At 61.3% G+C, this 16,105-nt stretch carries 12 protein-coding genes and 3 tRNA genes; 2 read left to right on the top strand and 13 right to left on the bottom strand.

Translation table 11 applies throughout. The features are described from left to right. Window positions 1-4: 4 nt before the first annotated feature. From AB5Z09_RS10705 to astB, 4 genes are all read right to left on the bottom strand, one after another. Window positions 5-89, bottom strand: a tRNA-Tyr gene (locus tag AB5Z09_RS10705). 44 nt (window positions 90-133) lie between these two features. Further along, window positions 134-218 (bottom strand) — tRNA-Tyr (locus tag AB5Z09_RS10700). 38 nt (window positions 219-256) lie between these two features. Next, window positions 257-341 (bottom strand) — tRNA-Tyr (locus AB5Z09_RS10695). A 241-nt stretch (window positions 342-582) separates the two neighbouring features. Next, window positions 583-1,920, bottom strand: coding sequence for an N-succinylarginine dihydrolase (astB, locus tag AB5Z09_RS10690; protein WP_368195274.1), 1,338 nt, complete (start codon window positions 1,918-1,920; stop codon window positions 583-585). A 355-nt stretch (window positions 1,921-2,275) separates the two neighbouring features. On the opposite strand from astB, the gene topA reads away from it, so the two are divergent. Together topA and AB5Z09_RS10680 are read left to right on the top strand one after the other, a co-directional pair. Further along, a complete protein-coding gene (gene topA, locus AB5Z09_RS10685) occupies window positions 2,276-4,897 on the top strand; it encodes a type I DNA topoisomerase (RefSeq protein WP_368195273.1) in 2,622 nt (873 codons plus the stop codon). A gap of 325 nt (window positions 4,898-5,222) precedes the next feature. Beyond that, entirely contained in the window at window positions 5,223-5,387 is a 165-nt protein-coding gene (locus AB5Z09_RS10680) for a hypothetical protein (protein ID WP_005334891.1), read from the top strand. Between the two features lie 16 nt (window positions 5,388-5,403). Here the strand turns inward: AB5Z09_RS10680 and AB5Z09_RS10675 are convergent, their stop codons facing one another. The 9 genes from AB5Z09_RS10675 to AB5Z09_RS10635 form a co-directional block, all read right to left on the bottom strand. Further along, on the bottom strand, window positions 5,404-5,760 hold the full coding sequence (locus AB5Z09_RS10675; RefSeq protein ID WP_368195272.1) for an MGMT family protein: 357 nt from the start codon (window positions 5,758-5,760) through the stop codon (window positions 5,404-5,406). Between the two features lie 66 nt (window positions 5,761-5,826). Continuing rightward, a complete protein-coding gene (locus AB5Z09_RS10670; RefSeq protein ID WP_368195271.1) occupies window positions 5,827-7,380 on the bottom strand; it encodes a methyl-accepting chemotaxis protein in 1,554 nt (517 codons plus the stop codon). A 212-nt stretch (window positions 7,381-7,592) separates the two neighbouring features. Next, window positions 7,593-9,458 (bottom strand): beta-N-acetylhexosaminidase, encoded by a 1,866-nt coding sequence (locus tag AB5Z09_RS10665; RefSeq protein ID WP_368195270.1) that lies wholly within the window; start codon window positions 9,456-9,458, stop codon window positions 7,593-7,595. Further along, complete coding sequence (locus AB5Z09_RS10660) at window positions 9,443-10,315, bottom strand: BadF/BadG/BcrA/BcrD ATPase family protein (RefSeq protein WP_167567752.1); 873 nt, start codon at window positions 10,313-10,315, stop codon at window positions 9,443-9,445. The genes AB5Z09_RS10665 and AB5Z09_RS10660 overlap by 16 nt, the downstream gene beginning before the upstream one ends. Continuing rightward, window positions 10,308-12,029, bottom strand: coding sequence for a glycoside hydrolase family 9 protein (locus AB5Z09_RS10655; RefSeq protein ID WP_368195269.1), 1,722 nt, complete (start codon window positions 12,027-12,029; stop codon window positions 10,308-10,310). The genes AB5Z09_RS10660 and AB5Z09_RS10655 overlap by 8 nt, the downstream gene beginning before the upstream one ends. Before the next feature lie 114 nt (window positions 12,030-12,143). Further along, a complete protein-coding gene (locus AB5Z09_RS10650) occupies window positions 12,144-13,136 on the bottom strand; it encodes an ABC transporter ATP-binding protein (RefSeq protein ID WP_167567750.1) in 993 nt (330 codons plus the stop codon). An 11-nt stretch (window positions 13,137-13,147) separates the two neighbouring features. Next, the gene (locus AB5Z09_RS10645; RefSeq protein WP_368195268.1) at window positions 13,148-14,167 is read right to left on the bottom strand and encodes an ABC transporter ATP-binding protein; all 1,020 of its coding nucleotides are present in this window, start codon (window positions 14,165-14,167) and stop codon (window positions 13,148-13,150) included. Further along, window positions 14,164-15,084: an ABC transporter permease gene (locus AB5Z09_RS10640; protein WP_075114831.1), complete on the bottom strand. Its 921-nt coding sequence runs from the start codon at window positions 15,082-15,084 to the stop codon at window positions 14,164-14,166. Before AB5Z09_RS10640 ends, AB5Z09_RS10645 begins: the two co-directional genes overlap by 4 nt. A gap of 1 nt (window position 15,085) precedes the next feature. Continuing rightward, a complete protein-coding gene (locus AB5Z09_RS10635; protein ID WP_005353818.1) occupies window positions 15,086-16,069 on the bottom strand; it encodes an ABC transporter permease in 984 nt (327 codons plus the stop codon). Window positions 16,070-16,105: the final 36 nt, after the last annotated feature.

The raw sequence follows: 16,105 nt of genomic DNA, 5'->3' as shown, positions 1-16,105 counted from the left end.
ATGATGGTGGAGGGAGAAGGATTCGAACCTTCGAAGGCAGAGCCGTCAGATTTACAGTCTGATCCCTTTGGCCGCTCGGGAACCCCTCCACGGGGGTAAAGCAAATTGTATTCAGCCATTTCAATCAGGGAAATGGTGGAGGGAGAAGGATTCGAACCTTCGAAGGCAGAGCCGTCAGATTTACAGTCTGATCCCTTTGGCCGCTCGGGAACCCCTCCACGGGGTATTTCCTGATTGTCACTACTTTGCACTTGAATGGTGGAGGGAGAAGGATTCGAACCTTCGAAGGCAGAGCCGTCAGATTTACAGTCTGATCCCTTTGGCCGCTCGGGAACCCCTCCCCAAGTGCGAGGCGCATACTATCAGATCCAGAGGCTTTGTGAACCCCTTGATGAGGCATCTGGCAGTAAAAAATGACTGTTCGTCGATTTTTTGATACATCCAGCTCAAAATTCAAGCTTATCAGCAAGTTGTGCGCTGCTTTTCTGCACAAAACAGCATCTGTGCAAGTTGGCGATCGCGCTGAAGACAAGGCAGATAGCAGAAGACCGCCAGCGTCGGCGGTCTTCTCGGGCATCACATCTAGCGCTGGAACGGGTAGATCGAACCCAGTTTCAGGATCTGGGTCAGCTCGTCCAGCGCACTGCGGGACTCCTGCACCAGTGCCGGATCCCGCAGATCGTCGAGGGTCAGCCGGTCACGGTAGTGGCGATCGACCCAGCCATCTAGGCGGGTAAACTGGCTGTCGTTGATGAGGCAAGCCGGATTGACCGCGGCGAGTTCCTGATCGTTCATGGCAACCCGCAGTCGCAGGCAGGCCGGGCCGCCGCCATTGCGCATGCTCTGTTTCACATCCATGTAGTGGACCGCCTTGATCGGGGTCTCCAGCGTCAGCAGCTTGCCAAGATAGGCCGACACCGCCGGATTATCGCGGCACTCGGTGGGGGCGATGATGGCCATCTCACCGCTCGGCAGGGTGAGGATCTGGGTGTTGAACAGATAGGATTTCACCGCATCCAGCACGGAAACTTCTGCAGTCGGCACTTCGATAAAGTGCAGGTCCCCTTCGCCAAACTTGGTACGTACCTCGGCCAGCGCCGACTCGGTATTGAGGAACGCCTGCTGGTGGAAGAAGAGCACGTTCTGGTTGCCCACCGCGATCACGTCGTTGTGGAACACCCCCTGATCGATCACCTCCGGGTTTTGCTGAATAAACACCACGCTCTCCTCGCCAAGGCCATGCAGGCGGGCGATGGCCTGGCTTGCCTCCAGAGTCTGGCGGGCCGGATAGCGCTTCGGCGCCGGGCGGGAGTAGTCAAAGGCGCTGCGGCCATAGACAAACAGCTCGACCCCCGCCTCGCCATAGGCGCGGCAGAGCCGGGTGTGGTTGGCTGCCCCCTCGTCGCCGAAGTGGTCATTTTCCGGCAGATGGAGGTGGTGGCTGAAGTGGCGATCATTGTTGAACACGGCGCGCAGGATACGGCCCGTGACGTCGGGCTCCAGAGAGCGGTGAAACTTGTTAGTCAGGTTGGCGGGGGTGAAGTGAATGCGGCCATCCTGAGTATCGGCACTGGGAGAAACGGTGGCGGCGTTGGCAGTCCACATGCTGGAAGCCGAATAGCAGGCAGCCAGTACGGCGGGAGCCTGCTTGGCTGCCTGTTCCAGCACCCGGGCATCGTTGCCGGTGAAGCCGAGGCGGCGCAGGGTGGCGAGATCGGGACGCTCTTGTGGCGCCAGTACCCCCTGGGTCATGCCAAGCTCGGTCAGCGCCTTCATCTTGCGCAGCCCCTGTTTGGCGGCCTCTTTCGGATTGGAAGCCTCCTGGGCATTGCTCTGGGAGGCAACGTTGCCGTAGGAGAGGCCGGCATAGTTATGAGTCGGGCCGACCAGACCGTCGAAATTGACCTCGAAGTGCTTCATTGAGTACATCCTTTCGATTTTTATGATGGGTAGCGGTTCCTTCCGCGCACAATGCGTCGGGGTTGGGCCATTATAAAGAGATTTTATGTTTTTGTAACAAGCCGGTAACCAGCAGACGTTTTTATGTCGTTTCAGATATAAAAAGAGGGGCGGTATGGCAGAAAATTGAAAAAGCGGTTGCGTCCGGCCTGTTGCCTTCGCATTAATAAATAAAGAAGCAATAAAAGAAGCCGTGTGGTTCGGGCTGGTCAGGCAAATTTGCTCACAAGATTGCTTTTTCGCGCCAAATCTCTTATACAGCCCCACAAAACCGCACACCAACCCCGTCGGGTGCAATGAGGATAATAGTTACAGCATGGGCAAATCACTGGTCATAGTGGAGTCTCCGGCCAAGGCCAAGACGATCAACAAATATCTGGGCAAGGACTACGTGGTGAAATCCAGCGTTGGTCATGTTCGCGATCTGCCCACCAGCGGCAGCGCCAGCACCGAGCCCAAGAAACCTGTCATTCGCGGCATCAAGTTGAGCGAATCCGAGAAGGCTGCCAAGGATCGCAAGGCCCTGTTTGCCCGGATGGGTATCAATCCGACCGCTGGCTGGCAGGCTAATTACCAGATTTTGCCCGGCAAGGAGAAGGTGGTCAGCGAGTTGCAAAGTCTGGCCGAGAAAGCCGACACCATCTATCTCGCAACCGACTTGGATAGAGAAGGAGAAGCGATCGCCTGGCACCTGCGCGAGATCATCGGTGGCGACGACAGCCGCTACAAGCGCGTGGTGTTTAACGAAATCACCAAGAGCGCCATCAAGGAGGCGTTCGCCCAGCCGTCCGAACTCAATATTGACCGCGTCAATGCCCAGCAGGCCCGTCGTTTCCTCGACCGCGTGGTGGGTTACATGGTTTCCCCGCTGCTGTGGAAGAAGCTGGCCCGTGGTCTCTCCGCCGGTCGAGTGCAGTCTGTCGCGGTGCGTCTCATCGTCGATAAAGAGCGCGAAATCAAGGCGTTCGTTCCGGTCGAGTTCTGGGATCTCAATGCCGACCTGCTGACCGCCGACAAGAGCGATCTGCGGATGGAAGTGGTCAGCCGCAACGGGGCTGACTTCAAGCCAGTGACCCAGGCCGAGACCTTTGCCGCTGTCGCAGCCCTGGAAGGGGTCGACTACAAGGTGGTGAACCGGGAAGACAAGCCGACCGGCTCCAAGCCATCCGCGCCGTTTATCACCTCCACCCTGCAGCAGGCGGCCTCTACCCGTCTGAGCTTCGGGGTCAAGAAGACCATGATGATGGCCCAGCGTCTCTATGAAGCGGGTTACATCACCTATATGCGTACCGACTCCACCAACCTCAGCAAAGAGGCGGTTGAGGCGGTGCGTGAATATATCGGCGAGCAGTATGGCGCGGCCTATCTGCCAGCCGAGCCGAATCTGTATGGCGCCAAGGCCAATGCCCAGGAAGCGCACGAGGCGATCCGTCCCTCCAGCGTGCTGGTCACGGCCGAGATGCTGGAAGGGATGGAGCCGGATGCCATGCGTCTGTACGATCTCATCTGGCGTCAGTTTGTCGCCTGCCAGATGACCCCGGCTCAGTACGACTCCTCCACCCTGACCGTCAAGGCGGGTGAGTTCGAGCTCAAGGCCCGTGGCCGTACCCTGCGCTTCGCCGGTTGGACCAAGGCGCTGCCGCCTATGGGTCGCAAGGGCGAAGATAGTCAGCTGCCGGCGGTGACCGTTGGCGAGGTGCTGAAACTGGTCAAGCTGGATCCGCGCCAGCACTTCACCAAGCCACCTGCCCGTTTCACCGAAGCCGCGCTGGTGCGCGAGCTGGAAAAACGCGGCATCGGCCGTCCGTCTACCTACGCCTCCATCATCTCCACCATCGTTGATCGCGGTTATGTGCGGGTCGAGAGCCGCCGTTTCTTCGCCGAGAAGATGGGCGAGATTGTCACCGATCGTCTGGTGGAGAACTTCGTCGAGCTGATGAACTACGAGTTCACCGCCAAGATGGAAGACAAGCTCGATGGCATCGCCGAAGGGAGCCTTGAGTGGAAGAAGGTGCTGGACGCCTTCTACGCCGAGTTTACCCAGGAGCTGGAGAAGGCTGACAAGGTGCCCGAAGAGGGCGGCATGCGTGCCAACCAGATGGTGATGACCGACATCGACTGCCCGGATTGCGGCCGCAAGATGGGTATTCGTACCGCCACCACCGGCGTGTTCCTTGGCTGCTCCGGCTATGCCCTACCGCCGAAAGAGCGCTGCAAGAAGACCATCAACCTGGTCTCTGCCGACGAGTTTGTCTCCGCCACTGACGGTGAAGAGGCGGAAACCGAAGCGCTGCGCGCCAAGCACCGCTGCGGCGTCTGTGGTACAGCGATGGATGCCTACATCATCGATGACAGCCGCAAGCTGCACGTCTGTGGTCGCAACCCGGATTGCGATGGCTACGAGATCGAGAAGGGCCAGTTCAAGCTCAAGGGCTACGAAGGGCCGAGCATCGAGTGCGACCGCTGCGGAGCCGAGATGCAGCTTAAGAACGGCCGTTTCGGCAAGTACATGGGCTGCACCAACGAGACCTGCAAGAACACCCGCAAGATCCTGAAAAACGGTGACATCGCGCCGCCGAAAGAGGATCCGGTGCCGCTGCCGGAGCTCAAGTGCACCCAGTCCGATGCTCACTTTGTGCTGCGTGACGGGGCTGCCGGTCTGTTCCTGGCTGCCAGCAACTTCCCCAAATCCCGCGAGACCCGCGCGCCGCTGGTGGAAGAGCTCAAGCGCTTCAAGGATCGCATCTCTGCCAAGCACAAGTATCTGGCCGGTGCCCCGCTCACTGATCCGGACGGCAACCCCGCCATCGTGCGCTTCAGTCGCAAGACCAAGGAGCAGTACGTGATGAGCGAGGTTAACGGCAAGGCGACCGGTTGGACCGCTCACTACGACAACGGTGCCTGGCAAGAGAGTTTGCCAAAGGCTAAAAAGGCCTGATGAAAAGAGGCCCCGACAAGGGCAATGCTGTTCACTTAAGAGAATTTGAGTTCCAGTCCACGTAGTATCAGGGCTAAAAAATGAGGGAGGCATGATGCCTCCCTCTTTCTATTGCAAGCCACGCTGGATAAAGGCTGAAGGAAGATCGACTGGAAACAGCCTTGCTCCCCCAACTCAAGTCGCATTTATGAGTAATCAGTCAAAAATGTGCTTATCTGAACAGCATTGCCCGACAAGGGGCCTCTTTGCTTATGGATAGCGGTATACTGAGACAGCTGCAAGGAGTGCAGCAGTCGTCAATCGCGAAGTAGACAAGGAGGTTGAGATGGAGATTAACGAGATCCGGCCGGGGATGAGCTGCATGACCCGGGAAGGGGCTGCCTATGTGCTGGAGGTTGACCGGCAGAGCCTGTTGGTGCTGCTGCAGCGAGCGGATGAGACCATACCGGTGCAGGTGCGCAGCGACGAGATCCTGGCGCCGCTGGAGTGATACGGCTGTGATCCCCTCAAAACGGCAGTAGAAAAAGCAGCTCGGCCAGATCGGGCTGCCATTGCCACACCTTCATTCTGACCCGCCCACCGATCACCACGACCCCCTCCTGCTGCAGGCGTCCCGTCTGTTCGGCAAAGCCTGGCGATCCTTTCGGTAACGAGATGGTGCCCGCTGCGCCCAGCACCCGATGCCACGGCAGTACCTTGTCGGTTTCCCGCAGCACCTTGCCCACCAGTCTTGCCCGTCCGGGCAACCCCGCCAGATCGGCCACCTGACCGTAACTGACCACCCGGCCTGCCGGGATCAGGGCGATGATCGCTTCGATACGGGCCGTTTTGTTCAATGGGGATGGACTTGGTTCAATGCTCATAGACCCGATTCGTCAAAAACAGCAGAAGCGCCATTGTGACGCTTCTGTCATGGGGCTGGCAATGATTCAGCCGAAGGTCTGGCTAAGCCCCTTCAGTTGCTTGGCCCGTTCCAGCAGAGCCTGACTGGAGTGATCGACATCCAGCATCTTCTGACTGTTGGCGTGGGAGTACTCGGAGATCTGGTGGATGCTGCGGCTGATCTCCTCCACGACCGCTTGTTGCTGCTCTGCAGCGGTGGCGATCTGGGTGGAGTGTTCGGTGACCAGCTCTATCTCTGCCAGCACGGTATGGAGGCTGCTGGCGCCCTGGCGGGTCATCTCGGCACATGCGCGGGTTTGTTGCAGGTTCTCCTGCATCATCCCCTTCCAGCGTCCCAGAGTGTGCTGGATCTGCTTGATGCTGCCCTGGATCTGCTCGGTCGCCTTGTGGGTGCGGGTCGACAGGGTACGCACCTCGTCGGCGACCACCGCAAAACCACGGCCCTGCTCCCCGGCGCGAGCGGCTTCGATGGCCGCGTTGAGGGCCAGCAGGTTAGTCTGCTCGGCGATGCCCTGGATCTCGCCCATGACACTGCCAATCCGTTCGGATTCACTGGCGAGCTCTACCGCCGAGTTGAACGCCAGCTCTGCCTGTTTGGCGAGCTGTTCGATCTGTTGCTCGGTCTGGTTCAACTGCTGGTTGGTTTGTTCACAACGATTGCGAGCTTCGTTGACCTGACCGTTGGAGTCCTGAATGTTGCGGGCGATCTCGTGGGCCGTGCTGGCCATCTGAGTCATAGCCGTAGCCATCTGCTGGGTCTGGGCATCTTGCTCGTTGATATCGAGACAGGCTTGATGAGAGGCCTGCTTCAGATTGATGGCCAGGGTTTGCAGAGGTGCCGTGGCATCGTTGATCCGCCCCAACACGGTTCGGATGCGAGCCTGCAGCATTTTAATATGAAAATCGGCAATGGCGCCGGGGTTGTCACCGGAGTAGACCAGTCGGGTCAGACTGTCATATTCACGGCCCAGTTGCTGCAGATAGTGGGGTAGGGCAAAGAGCTCGCGCCAGTAGGTTCCGCCAAGAAGCAACAGGGGCAGCAGCATCAGCAGGACGGTCATGGCCCCTTGGTTGGCGAAGGCCCAGCCCATCATGCCGAGCAGCAGCAGGGTAATGGCCGGGGTGCGCACTCTGGCAAGAGAGGGGAGGTTGCTGCTGTTGCCGCGCTCGGCCTTGAGCAGGGCTTGGTAGGTCTGAGCGGCGATGCGCTTGAATTGGGGCTCGGGCTTGCAGCGTACCGACTGGTAGCCGCTGATCTTGTTGCTTTCGTAGATGGGGGTGACGTAGGCATCTACCCAGTAGTAGCGGCCATCCTTGCAGCGATTTTTGACGATGCCGCGCCAGGGTTTGCCCTCCTTGAGGCGGGCCCAGAGATCGGCGAAGGCGGCCTTGGGCATGTCGGGGTGGCGTACCAGATTGTGGTTGTGACCGACCAGCTCGTCGGCGCTATAGCCGGCGATGGTGCAAAAAGCCGGATTGGCATAAGTGATCACCCCGCGTAGGTCAGTGGTGGAGACCAGTTGTACGTCGGCAGGAAACTCCACTTCGCTATCCAGGGTATGGACATCTCTGCGGGCCATAGGAATACGCTCCGATGTTCTTGTTGATAATGTTGTCGTTGTTATTGTGGCAGATCTGGAGGTGGCCGCAGGCTCGCGCCAGCAGGAGACAGACCAGCTTCATTGGGGGCTGGATTTTGCCAATAATGGCGGATGAATGGTAGGGGGAAGTTGATGTTTTGTTGGCTAATCGTAAAAAAGGCGGCCGATAGGCCGCCAAAGTAGAGACAACATTACCTCTGTGGCATCCGGTAGCGCACCTGCAACTGATCGAGGATCTGCAGCTGGCCCGGCAGGCGGGCGGCGAAGTGCTCCCAGCCCTTGTGGGCGGGATCGCTCCAGGCCACCTCGGCCGTGGCCAGCATACGCGGGAACAACATGTAGTCGAGACGATCACGGCTGGTGATCAATTCTGACCACAAGGGGCTCAGCACCCCGAGGATGTTATCGTTGGCATGGAAATCGGCTGGGGCAGGGTCACACGAGTAGATCTGCTCCAGATTGAGGGTACCCGCCCAGTAGAGGCCGGGTTCATGAATATCGGCGCTCCAGGCGAGATCGAGATAGAGGAACTGGGCGGGCGCCATCACCACAGGATAACCCGCGGCGGCAGCATCCAGCCCCGCCTGAAAGCTGGTCCAGGCACAGATGGCCGCTTTGCGGCTCACCTTGTCGCCATGCAGGATCTCCTCCCAGCCGATCATCTGTTTGCCTCTGGCGGCCAGATAGCGCTGGCAGTGGCGCAGCAGATGGCCCTGCAGCTCGCGGCAGTCGGCGTAGCCCTGCTCGACCATCAGCTGCTGGCAGGCGGGGCTGTCGGTCCAGACCCCGGTCGGCACCTCGTCACCCCCCATGTGGATCTGCGGACCGGGGAAGAGCTCGCACACCTCGTCCAGCACCGCCTCCAGGAAGCGGTAGGTGCCGGGCAGGGCGGGGTTGAGCACGTTGTCATCGAAATGCTGAACCGAGCGGTAGCGGGAGTGATCCGCCGTTTCGATCAGCAACTCGGGCAGCGCCTTGATGGCGGCGTGGCAGTGGCCCGGAATGTCGATCTCGGGAATGACGGTGATGCCGAGCTCACTGGCATAGCTCACCAGCTCCTTCACCTCGCTCTGGGTGTAGTAGCCGCCATAGGGTTCGGCACCGCCGCTGAGCTGGGGGCCGATCGCCAGATCGTGGCCGCGCCAGGCACCCACGTCGGTCAGCTCCGGGAAGGCCTTGATCTCGAGTCGCCACCCCTCGTCATCAGTCAGATGCCAGTGGAAGCGGTTGAACTTGTAGAGGCTCATCAGCTTGAGCAGGCGCTTGATGGTTGCCGGAGTGTGGAAGTGGCGGGCGCAGTCGAGAAAAATGCCGCGAAAGCCAAAGCGCGGGGCATCCTCCAGCGTGACGCAGGGCAGGCTCTCCCCATGTTGCAGATACCACTGGGCCAGAGTCACCAGCCCATGACGCCAACCCGCTTCGTCGGCGGCGGCAATTACCACCTCCTGCGGCGTGATGGTCAGTTGGTAGGCTTCGGGGGCCAGTCTGGCCTCGGTCAGCCGAATTTCTGCGTCGTGATCCTGCTCCAGTGCCAGCGACGTCAGCTTGTTGAAGTGGGCAAGCAGCTTCGGCATATCGCGGGGGGCGCTGACATGAGCCCGCTCTGCCAGCCGGAAGTTCCCCTCCAGCAGCACCAGATGGGCCGGTTGCGGCACCATGCCGGGCAGGGACTCGACATCCGGCAGGTCGGGGCGGGTTACCGGCGGGTTTTCCAGTCCAAGATCCTGAGCGGCCAGTGTCACCGGCAGCAGCTGAGCACCCGTGGTCGCCTCCGGCAGGCTGAGAAAGAAGCCCTGCGGCATGTCGGAGAGCTTCTTGATGGGCGTCTGGCGGCAGCAAAAGCGCAGCTCGCTGCTGCCAGCGTTCGGGACAATCACCTTGTAGCTGCCGCTCTGGCGCTCCAGCTCGCCTCCGTGCAAGGAGTCGGGGTCGATATGGCGAGCCAGACAGAAGTGCAGCTTCCACTTGGTATCAGGCATGCGGGAGAGGGTGAAGGTGAACCAGACATCCTCGCCGTCACGTCGGGCGACCTGGGTGTGGATCAGGGGTGTAGACATGGAAAATCCTCTGATTGGGCAAACAGGATGGCGCCATCGAGCGCATCTGCCTGGGGGGGGATCAGGTTGAGCTGGCCGAGACGGGGAGCGAGGCGGGTGCCAATCCCCCCCAGCAGGGCGATCTGTCTGGCTCCGAGCTGGGTCATTCCCTCCAGCAGGATCTGCAGCTGCTCGCAGGTTTCGTCCAGCAGCTGATTGGCGAGCTCGTCACCATCGCTGGCGGCATCGAACACCCAGGGGGCAAAGTGGCCATAGTCCGCCGGAATGGCGCGGGCGGCCCAGCGTACCACCTCGGCCTGATCCCGCTTGAAGCGATCCATCAGGCGGATTGCGAGGGTGCTGGGGGGCAGAATGCCGTCGTGGCAGAGCAGGGATTGCTGGATAGCGCGCAGCCCCAACCAGGCGCCGCTGCCTATGTCTGAAATGGGGAAGCCGCGGCCGGAACAGGTGCGGATCTGCCCCTCCTGATAGACCAGCCCCACCGAGCCGGTACCTGCGATCAGAATGGCCCCCTCACGGCCGCCAAAGGCGCCGAGGCAGGCACCGAATGCATCGGAGGTGAGCCTGACGCTGGCAAAGGGGAAGGGCATCTCGAGCAGGGCGTGATAGCAGTCGGCCAGCTCGGCGGAGGCGAGCGCCAGCCCGACCCCCATCTGCTGTTCACTCTCGATAGAGATCCCGGCGGCAAGGCGGGCGCTGGCGATGGCGGCCAGCACATTGGCGTGGGCATGGGGGATGCCCAGCTCCAGATTGGAGCCGGCCGCGCGCCCCTCTCCGAGCAGTTTGCCCGCCCGATCCCGAATGCGGGCGCGGGTGTGGGTGCCCCCGCCATCGACGCCGACCCAGAACTCAATCATGGCGACCTCCATTTCCCCGCGCATTCAGCCAGGTGATGGCAAGGGCAAACCAGGCAGCGTGGGGGATCCACTGCTCGCCCCAGCGCCAGTTCTGATCCAGCCGATCCTTGTACTCCTCCGGAATAAAAGCTACGTCGTTTTCGTCATCGAACCCGGCGGTGATGCCGTTGCAGATGCCCCCCTGCGCATTGGGATACCCGGCGGTATAGGCGGGGTTGTTGATGCCGTGGCCCGCCAGCATGCAGGCGTTGAAGGGGTTCTGCCCGAGGATCCAGTCGAGTTGGCGCTGGCCATAAGTGAGCAGCGGCTGGCTCTGGCGGGGGAAGTGGCGGGCGCCAGCAAAGGCCATGGTCGCCAGAGACGCGAGGCGGGCGTTCTCCCCCTGCCACCAGTAACCGGACTCGTTGTTGTGGGGCATAAAGAAGCTGACGCGCGGCGCTTCATCCACCCCTTTCACATATTGGCGGGCAAGGGAGAAGGGGTTGCTCGCGCGGGCGCAGAGCGCCAGCTCGGCGGCCAGCGCCTGTTCCACCACGGTTTGTGCTTGGGCCTTGTGCTCCTGCTCCGGCTCTACGCCCAGATATTCCAGCAGCGCCAGCACCGGCAGGCCCGCCTCGGCGGCGTGATAGTAGGGGCGCGAGCCATCCTCGTTGGCCGACCAGTAGTGACCCAGCTCAGGATGGGGGCGCTGGCGGGCGCAGAGCTTGCTGGCGCGGGCTCTCGCCTCATTCAGCCACTCGGAGCCGAAGGTGCGGGTCAGCTCTACCGCCGCGAGCAGGGCGCAGTAGTCGTCGATGATGTTTTCGACCCCGTCATCCAGATAGGAGAGGTTGTGTTCACGCAGATGCAGGTAGCCGCGTTTGGCGGCCTCGGCGTAGCGGCTGGCATCGAAGTCGCCACTGACGCTCTCGCGGGCGGCGCGGGCCAGCGCGGCGATGGCCATGCCGCCCCCTTGGCGAAAACCCGCCTGCCAGTTGGCGGATTTGATCCCCTGTTGGGTAGCATAGGCGCACAGCTCGCGCTGGGCAGGGTCCTTGCTCCACTTGTCGAACAGGGTCATGAAGAAGAAGCCCGACTCATCCTGCATCCGGCAGAGGAAATCGGCGCCGTGCAGCGCCTCGTCATTGAGCCGCTTGCAGAGGTTCACCCCGTCGATATCGCGGCGCGGGGCCAGCAGTTCGCGGCACTTGAGCAGAGCCCACACCACCATGGGGGTCTGCTGGGGGTTGAGGTAGTTGGCGTAGGAGAGGTGGCTCAGGTACTTGCTCATGTCGCCGCTGGCATCGAACCAGCCGCCGTGCACATCTTTGTGCTGGTCGGTGCCAAACAGGCGGGCGCTGCGGTCGGCCCGATCGAAGGTGCCGCTGGCGCGCTGCCCCTTGAAGTAGTGAATGACGTCCGAGAGGCAGCGGCTGGCCAGCAGATCCTGGCCGATGGCAAAGCGGGTCGAGCGGACAATGCCTTGGGCAGTGATCGCCTCCAGCCGATAGTGGCCGGGCTCCTTGAAGGCGGAGAAGTCGGCACGCCAGTAAGCGCGGCCTTGCCAGCCTGGAACGCTGCCAGCCGGTTGCAGCGGGGTTTCAAACAGGATCTGGCCATCATCGAGGCGTTGCAGCCTGACATAGCCGCCGAGATCAGGGGCGGGGTAGGCTTGCAACAGGGCGACCTTGTGTCCGTCGCACTCGTAGCCCACCTGATTGATCAAGAGTTCCATCAAGGTATTACTCCTGTGGTTCACCGCCGGGCGGTGAGGCACATCACGGGGCTGTGGCCGCCCCGTATCGAGGCATGGCCGGACAGGGTTGTCCGGCCGGTCTAAGGCTCACCCTCACTCGTAGAGGTAGCAGCGCACGAAGTGGTTGTCGGCAAGCTTGGTGATGGGGGGCAGCGCCTCCTTGCAGCGGGGCATCGCCTGATTGCAACGCCCGGCAAAGGGGCAACCGCAGGATTCCGGCGTCCAGAGCGGGATCTCCCCCTTGCGGCCACCCTCCAGTTCGGCATGGATGCTCTTCTCCGGGTCGGGCACCGCCGAGATAAGCAGTTGGGTGTAGGGGTGCTGCGGGTGATGGAGTATCTCGTCCACCTCACCCCACTCCACCATGTGCCCCACATACATGACAGCCAGATCTTCCGCCACATAGCGGGCGGTGGCGATGTCGTGGGTGATGTAGAGCATGGAGACGCCGAGCTCGTTCTTCATCTGCTCCATCAGGTTGAGGATGCCGATGCGAATGGAGACGTCGAGCATGGAGGTGGGCTCGTCCGCCAGCACCACTTCCGCCTCCACCGCCAGATTGCGGGCGATGTTGACCCGCTGGCGCTGGCCGCCGGAGAGCTGGTGCGGATACTTGGCCGCCGTTGCTTTGGCGGGGGTGAGCCCCACCTTCTCCAGCAGGGCGTAGACCATGTCGGGCAGCTCTTTTTTGTCGAGCACCTTGCTGTGCAGCAGCAGGGGACGGGCGATGTGGTGATAAATGGTGTGGGTCGGGTTGAGCGAACCGAACGGATCTTGCCACACCATCTGCACGCTCTGGCGATAGTCCAGCAGGGCTGTGCCCTTGTTGAACTCCTCCAGATCGTGGCCGCGATAGAGGATGCGCCCGGCACTGAGCTTGTACATCTTGGCGATGATCTTGGCGATGGTGCTCTTGCCGGAGCCCGACTCCCCGACCACCGCCAGGGCGCGGCCCCGGTGCAGGTTGAAGGTGATGTCGGAGAGCGCCCGCATCTTGCCACTCTTGATGGCATTGGAGTTGATGGGGAAGTCCTTGTAGAGGTGCTGGACTTCGATGATGGGTGCATCGGTTTTGGCGATTTGCATGACAGACATCCTTAACAGCCAGCGGCCTTGTCCAGATAGATCACGGAATCTTGTTGCAGTCCCTGCTCCTCATAGAGGTGGCAGGCGGTCTGTTGCCCGGGGCGGATCTCGGCCAATCTGGTGTACTCCTGACGGCAGCGATCGTGCCCCTTGCCGCAGCGGGCCTGAAAGCGGCAGCCGACCGGCACCTCCAGCAGGTTGAGCGGGGTGCCCGGGATCCCCTCCAGCACCTTCTTCGGCCCGTGCAGGGGCGGGAAGGAGTTGCCGAGCCCTCTGGTATAGGGATGCAGCGGCGCGGTCAGGATCGCCTTGGAGGGGGCGACCTCCACCAGTTCACCGGCATACATGATGCCGATGCGATCGCAGAACTCCACCATCAGGGAGAGGTCGTGGGTGATGAACAGAATGGAGAAGTTAAACTTCTCTTTCAGGGCATAGACCTTCTGCAGGATCTCCCGTTGTACCACCACATCGAGCGCCGTGGTTGGCTCATCCATGATGAGCAGCTCGGGGTTGAGCGCCATGGCGATGGCAATCACCAGCCGCTGGCGCATGCCGCCGGAGAACTGGTGCGGGTAATCCTTGAGCCGGCTCGGGTGGATATCGACGATAGTGAGCAGCTCCTGAGCGCGCTTGATCGCCTCGTAACGGGTCATGCCGGGGTTGTGGGCCAGCAGCACGTCGCAGAACTGCTCCTCCATCCGCAACACAGGGTTCAGGGCGTTCATGGCGGACTGGAACACCACCGACACCTGTTGCCAGCGGTAGGAGCGCAACCGTTCGTCGTTGTAGTGGAGGATATTCTCCCCCTTGAACAGGATCTCGCCACCGCTGATGTAGGCGGGCGGCTTGTGCAGCCGGGCCACCGAGAAGGCGACGGTGGATTTGCCGCAGCCCGACTCACCGGCGAGACCGAAGATCTCGCCTTGTCTGATATCGAAGCTCACCGAGTTGACGGCGCGCACGTCGCCATTTTCGGTGATGTAATCGACGCAAAGATTGCGTACTGACAGCAGGGGATGCTTGTTCATGCTGTCTTCTCCTGTGCTGTGGCAACCGGAGTGGTGACCGGGGCCGCGAGTTTCTTCCAGCGGTTGAGCCCTTTGTGGGAGCGCAGCTGCGGGTTGGCAATCTCGTCGATGGCGAAGTTGAGCAGAGCCAAACCGGCACCCAGGGTGGCGATGGCGAAGCAGGGGGCCAGGATCTCCCACCAGGCGCCGACCAGAATGGCACTGGAGGTCTGGGCGTTGTAGAGCATGATGCCCCAGCTCACCACGGTCGGGTCGCCAAGCCCCAGGAACTCCAGGGTCGCTTCGGTGACGATGGCGTAGATGATGGAGCCGATGAAGCTCACCCCGATGATGGAGATGAGGTTGGGCAGGATCTCCACCAGAATGATGCGCCAGGCCGGCTCGCCCAACACTTCGGCGGCGATGACGAACTCCTTCTCGCGCAGGGCCAGGGTCTGTGCACGGATGACCCGCGCGCCATAGGCCCACGAGGTCAACCCTATTATCACGGCAATCACCGCCGGTGACGCCTCCCCGATAAAGCTCGCCAGCACCAGTAGCAAGGGGAGGTTGGGGATCACCAGCACCACGTTCATCAGGAAGGTGAGGCATTCATCCACCAGACCCCCGAAGTAACCGGCAGTGATGCCGATGGCGACGGCGAGGGTGCAGACCAGCAGGCCTGCGCTGAAGCCCACCAGCAGCGAAATACGGGCGCCGTTGGTGAACTGGGCCCAGATGTCGTGGCCCATGCGGGTTGAACCCATCACGAACTCGGCACTGGGCGGCTGGTGCGGGCGAGCCACCCGTTTGGTCGGCTCGTTGCTGGCCAGAATGGGGGCAAAGATGGCCATCAGTACGAAGGCAACCACGATGGCGAGGCCACAGGCAGCCTTCTTGTTGCCCAGCAGGATCTTGAGAATGGTCGGCATACGCATCTTATTTGCCTCCTGTACGCAGACGGGGATCCAGGAAGACGTAGAGCACGTCGGCCAGGAAGTTGAAGCTGAGCATGGTGATGGTCATGATGAGCAGCTGCCCCTGAATGAGCGGGTAGTCGCGGGCCAGAATGCCCTGATAGAGGGTCAGGCCCAGGCCGGGATAGTTGAAGATCACTTCGGTGATGAGGGAGCCACCGATGACGAAGCCGAGCGCCATGGAGAGGGCGGTGACGCTGGGCAGAATGGCGTTGCGGGCGCCGTAGTTGAAGATCACCCGGTTGCTGGAGAGCCCCTTGGCCTTGGCCATGGTGATGTAATCCTCGCCCAGCAGGTTGATCATGTTGTTGCGCATGGTGATAAGAAAGCCCCCCACCTGTACCACGGCCAGGGTCAGCACCGGCATGATGGCGTGAGTCATGATGCTCTTGATGTGCTCCCAGCCCCAGTCAGCCTTGATCTCCGGGCTGTAGGCATAGCCGATGGGCAGCCACTCGAGGCTGACCCCGAACAGGAACAGGGCGAGCAGGGAGACCACCACCGGCGGAATGGCCTGCATCACCAGGGTGAGCGGGGAGAGAATGCTGTCCATCCGGCCGCCGCGATACCAGGCGGCGAAGATGCCGACGATGGAACCGATGGAGAAGCTCAGGATGGTGGAGGTGCCGACCAGAAACAGGGTCCAGCCGATGGCACGGCCCAGCACGTCAGAGACCTGCTGCGGGTAGAAACGCACCGAGGTGCCGAGATCCCAGGTGAAGACACTCTTCACATAGGTGAGAAACTGGGTGCCGATGGGGCCGTCGACAAAGCCGAAGGTGGCTTTGAGGGCTTCCAGGGCGGCGGGTTCCATCATGGCGCCAGCGCGGGCAAACATCACGGAGACAGGATCCCCTGGCATGGCACGGGGTAACAGGAAGTTGATGGTGGCGGCTACCAAAAAGGCAACCAGATAGAAGGAAAAGCGTCTCAGTATGAATCCCATGATAGTACCTTTTACTGCAAGTCTGCCCCGCGTCGG

Source organism: Aeromonas sp. R2-2 (assembly GCF_040908355.1).
GTDB classification, from domain to species: domain Bacteria; phylum Pseudomonadota; class Gammaproteobacteria; order Enterobacterales; family Aeromonadaceae; genus Aeromonas; species Aeromonas veronii.
The sequence above is the reverse complement of the archived record's forward strand: the minus strand, read 5'-3'. Positions and strand labels throughout refer to the sequence as shown.

Excerpts from the sequence above, each read along its gene's own strand:
- AB5Z09_RS10640 (WP_075114831.1), bottom strand. The coding sequence starts at position 15,084 with ATGCGTATGCCGACCATTCTCAAGATCCTGCTGGGCAACAAGAAGGCT.
- AB5Z09_RS10680 (WP_005334891.1), top strand. The coding sequence starts at position 5,223 with ATGGAGATTAACGAGATCCGGCCGGGGATGAGCTGCATGACCCGGGAA.
- astB (WP_368195274.1), bottom strand. The coding sequence starts at position 1,920 with ATGAAGCACTTCGAGGTCAATTTCGACGGTCTGGTCGGCCCGACTCAT.
- AB5Z09_RS10635 (WP_005353818.1), bottom strand. The coding sequence starts at position 16,069 with ATGGGATTCATACTGAGACGCTTTTCCTTCTATCTGGTTGCCTTTTTG.
- AB5Z09_RS10645 (WP_368195268.1), bottom strand. The coding sequence starts at position 14,167 with ATGAACAAGCATCCCCTGCTGTCAGTACGCAATCTTTGCGTCGATTAC.
- AB5Z09_RS10675 (WP_368195272.1), bottom strand. The coding sequence starts at position 5,760 with ATGAGCATTGAACCAAGTCCATCCCCATTGAACAAAACGGCCCGTATC.
- AB5Z09_RS10660 (WP_167567752.1), bottom strand. The coding sequence starts at position 10,315 with ATGATTGAGTTCTGGGTCGGCGTCGATGGCGGGGGCACCCACACCCGC.
- topA (WP_368195273.1), top strand. The coding sequence starts at position 2,276 with ATGGGCAAATCACTGGTCATAGTGGAGTCTCCGGCCAAGGCCAAGACG.
- AB5Z09_RS10665 (WP_368195270.1), bottom strand. The coding sequence starts at position 9,458 with ATGTCTACACCCCTGATCCACACCCAGGTCGCCCGACGTGACGGCGAG.
- AB5Z09_RS10655 (WP_368195269.1), bottom strand. The coding sequence starts at position 12,029 with ATGGAACTCTTGATCAATCAGGTGGGCTACGAGTGCGACGGACACAAG.
- AB5Z09_RS10670 (WP_368195271.1), bottom strand. The coding sequence starts at position 7,380 with ATGGCCCGCAGAGATGTCCATACCCTGGATAGCGAAGTGGAGTTTCCT.
- AB5Z09_RS10650 (WP_167567750.1), bottom strand. The coding sequence starts at position 13,136 with ATGCAAATCGCCAAAACCGATGCACCCATCATCGAAGTCCAGCACCTC.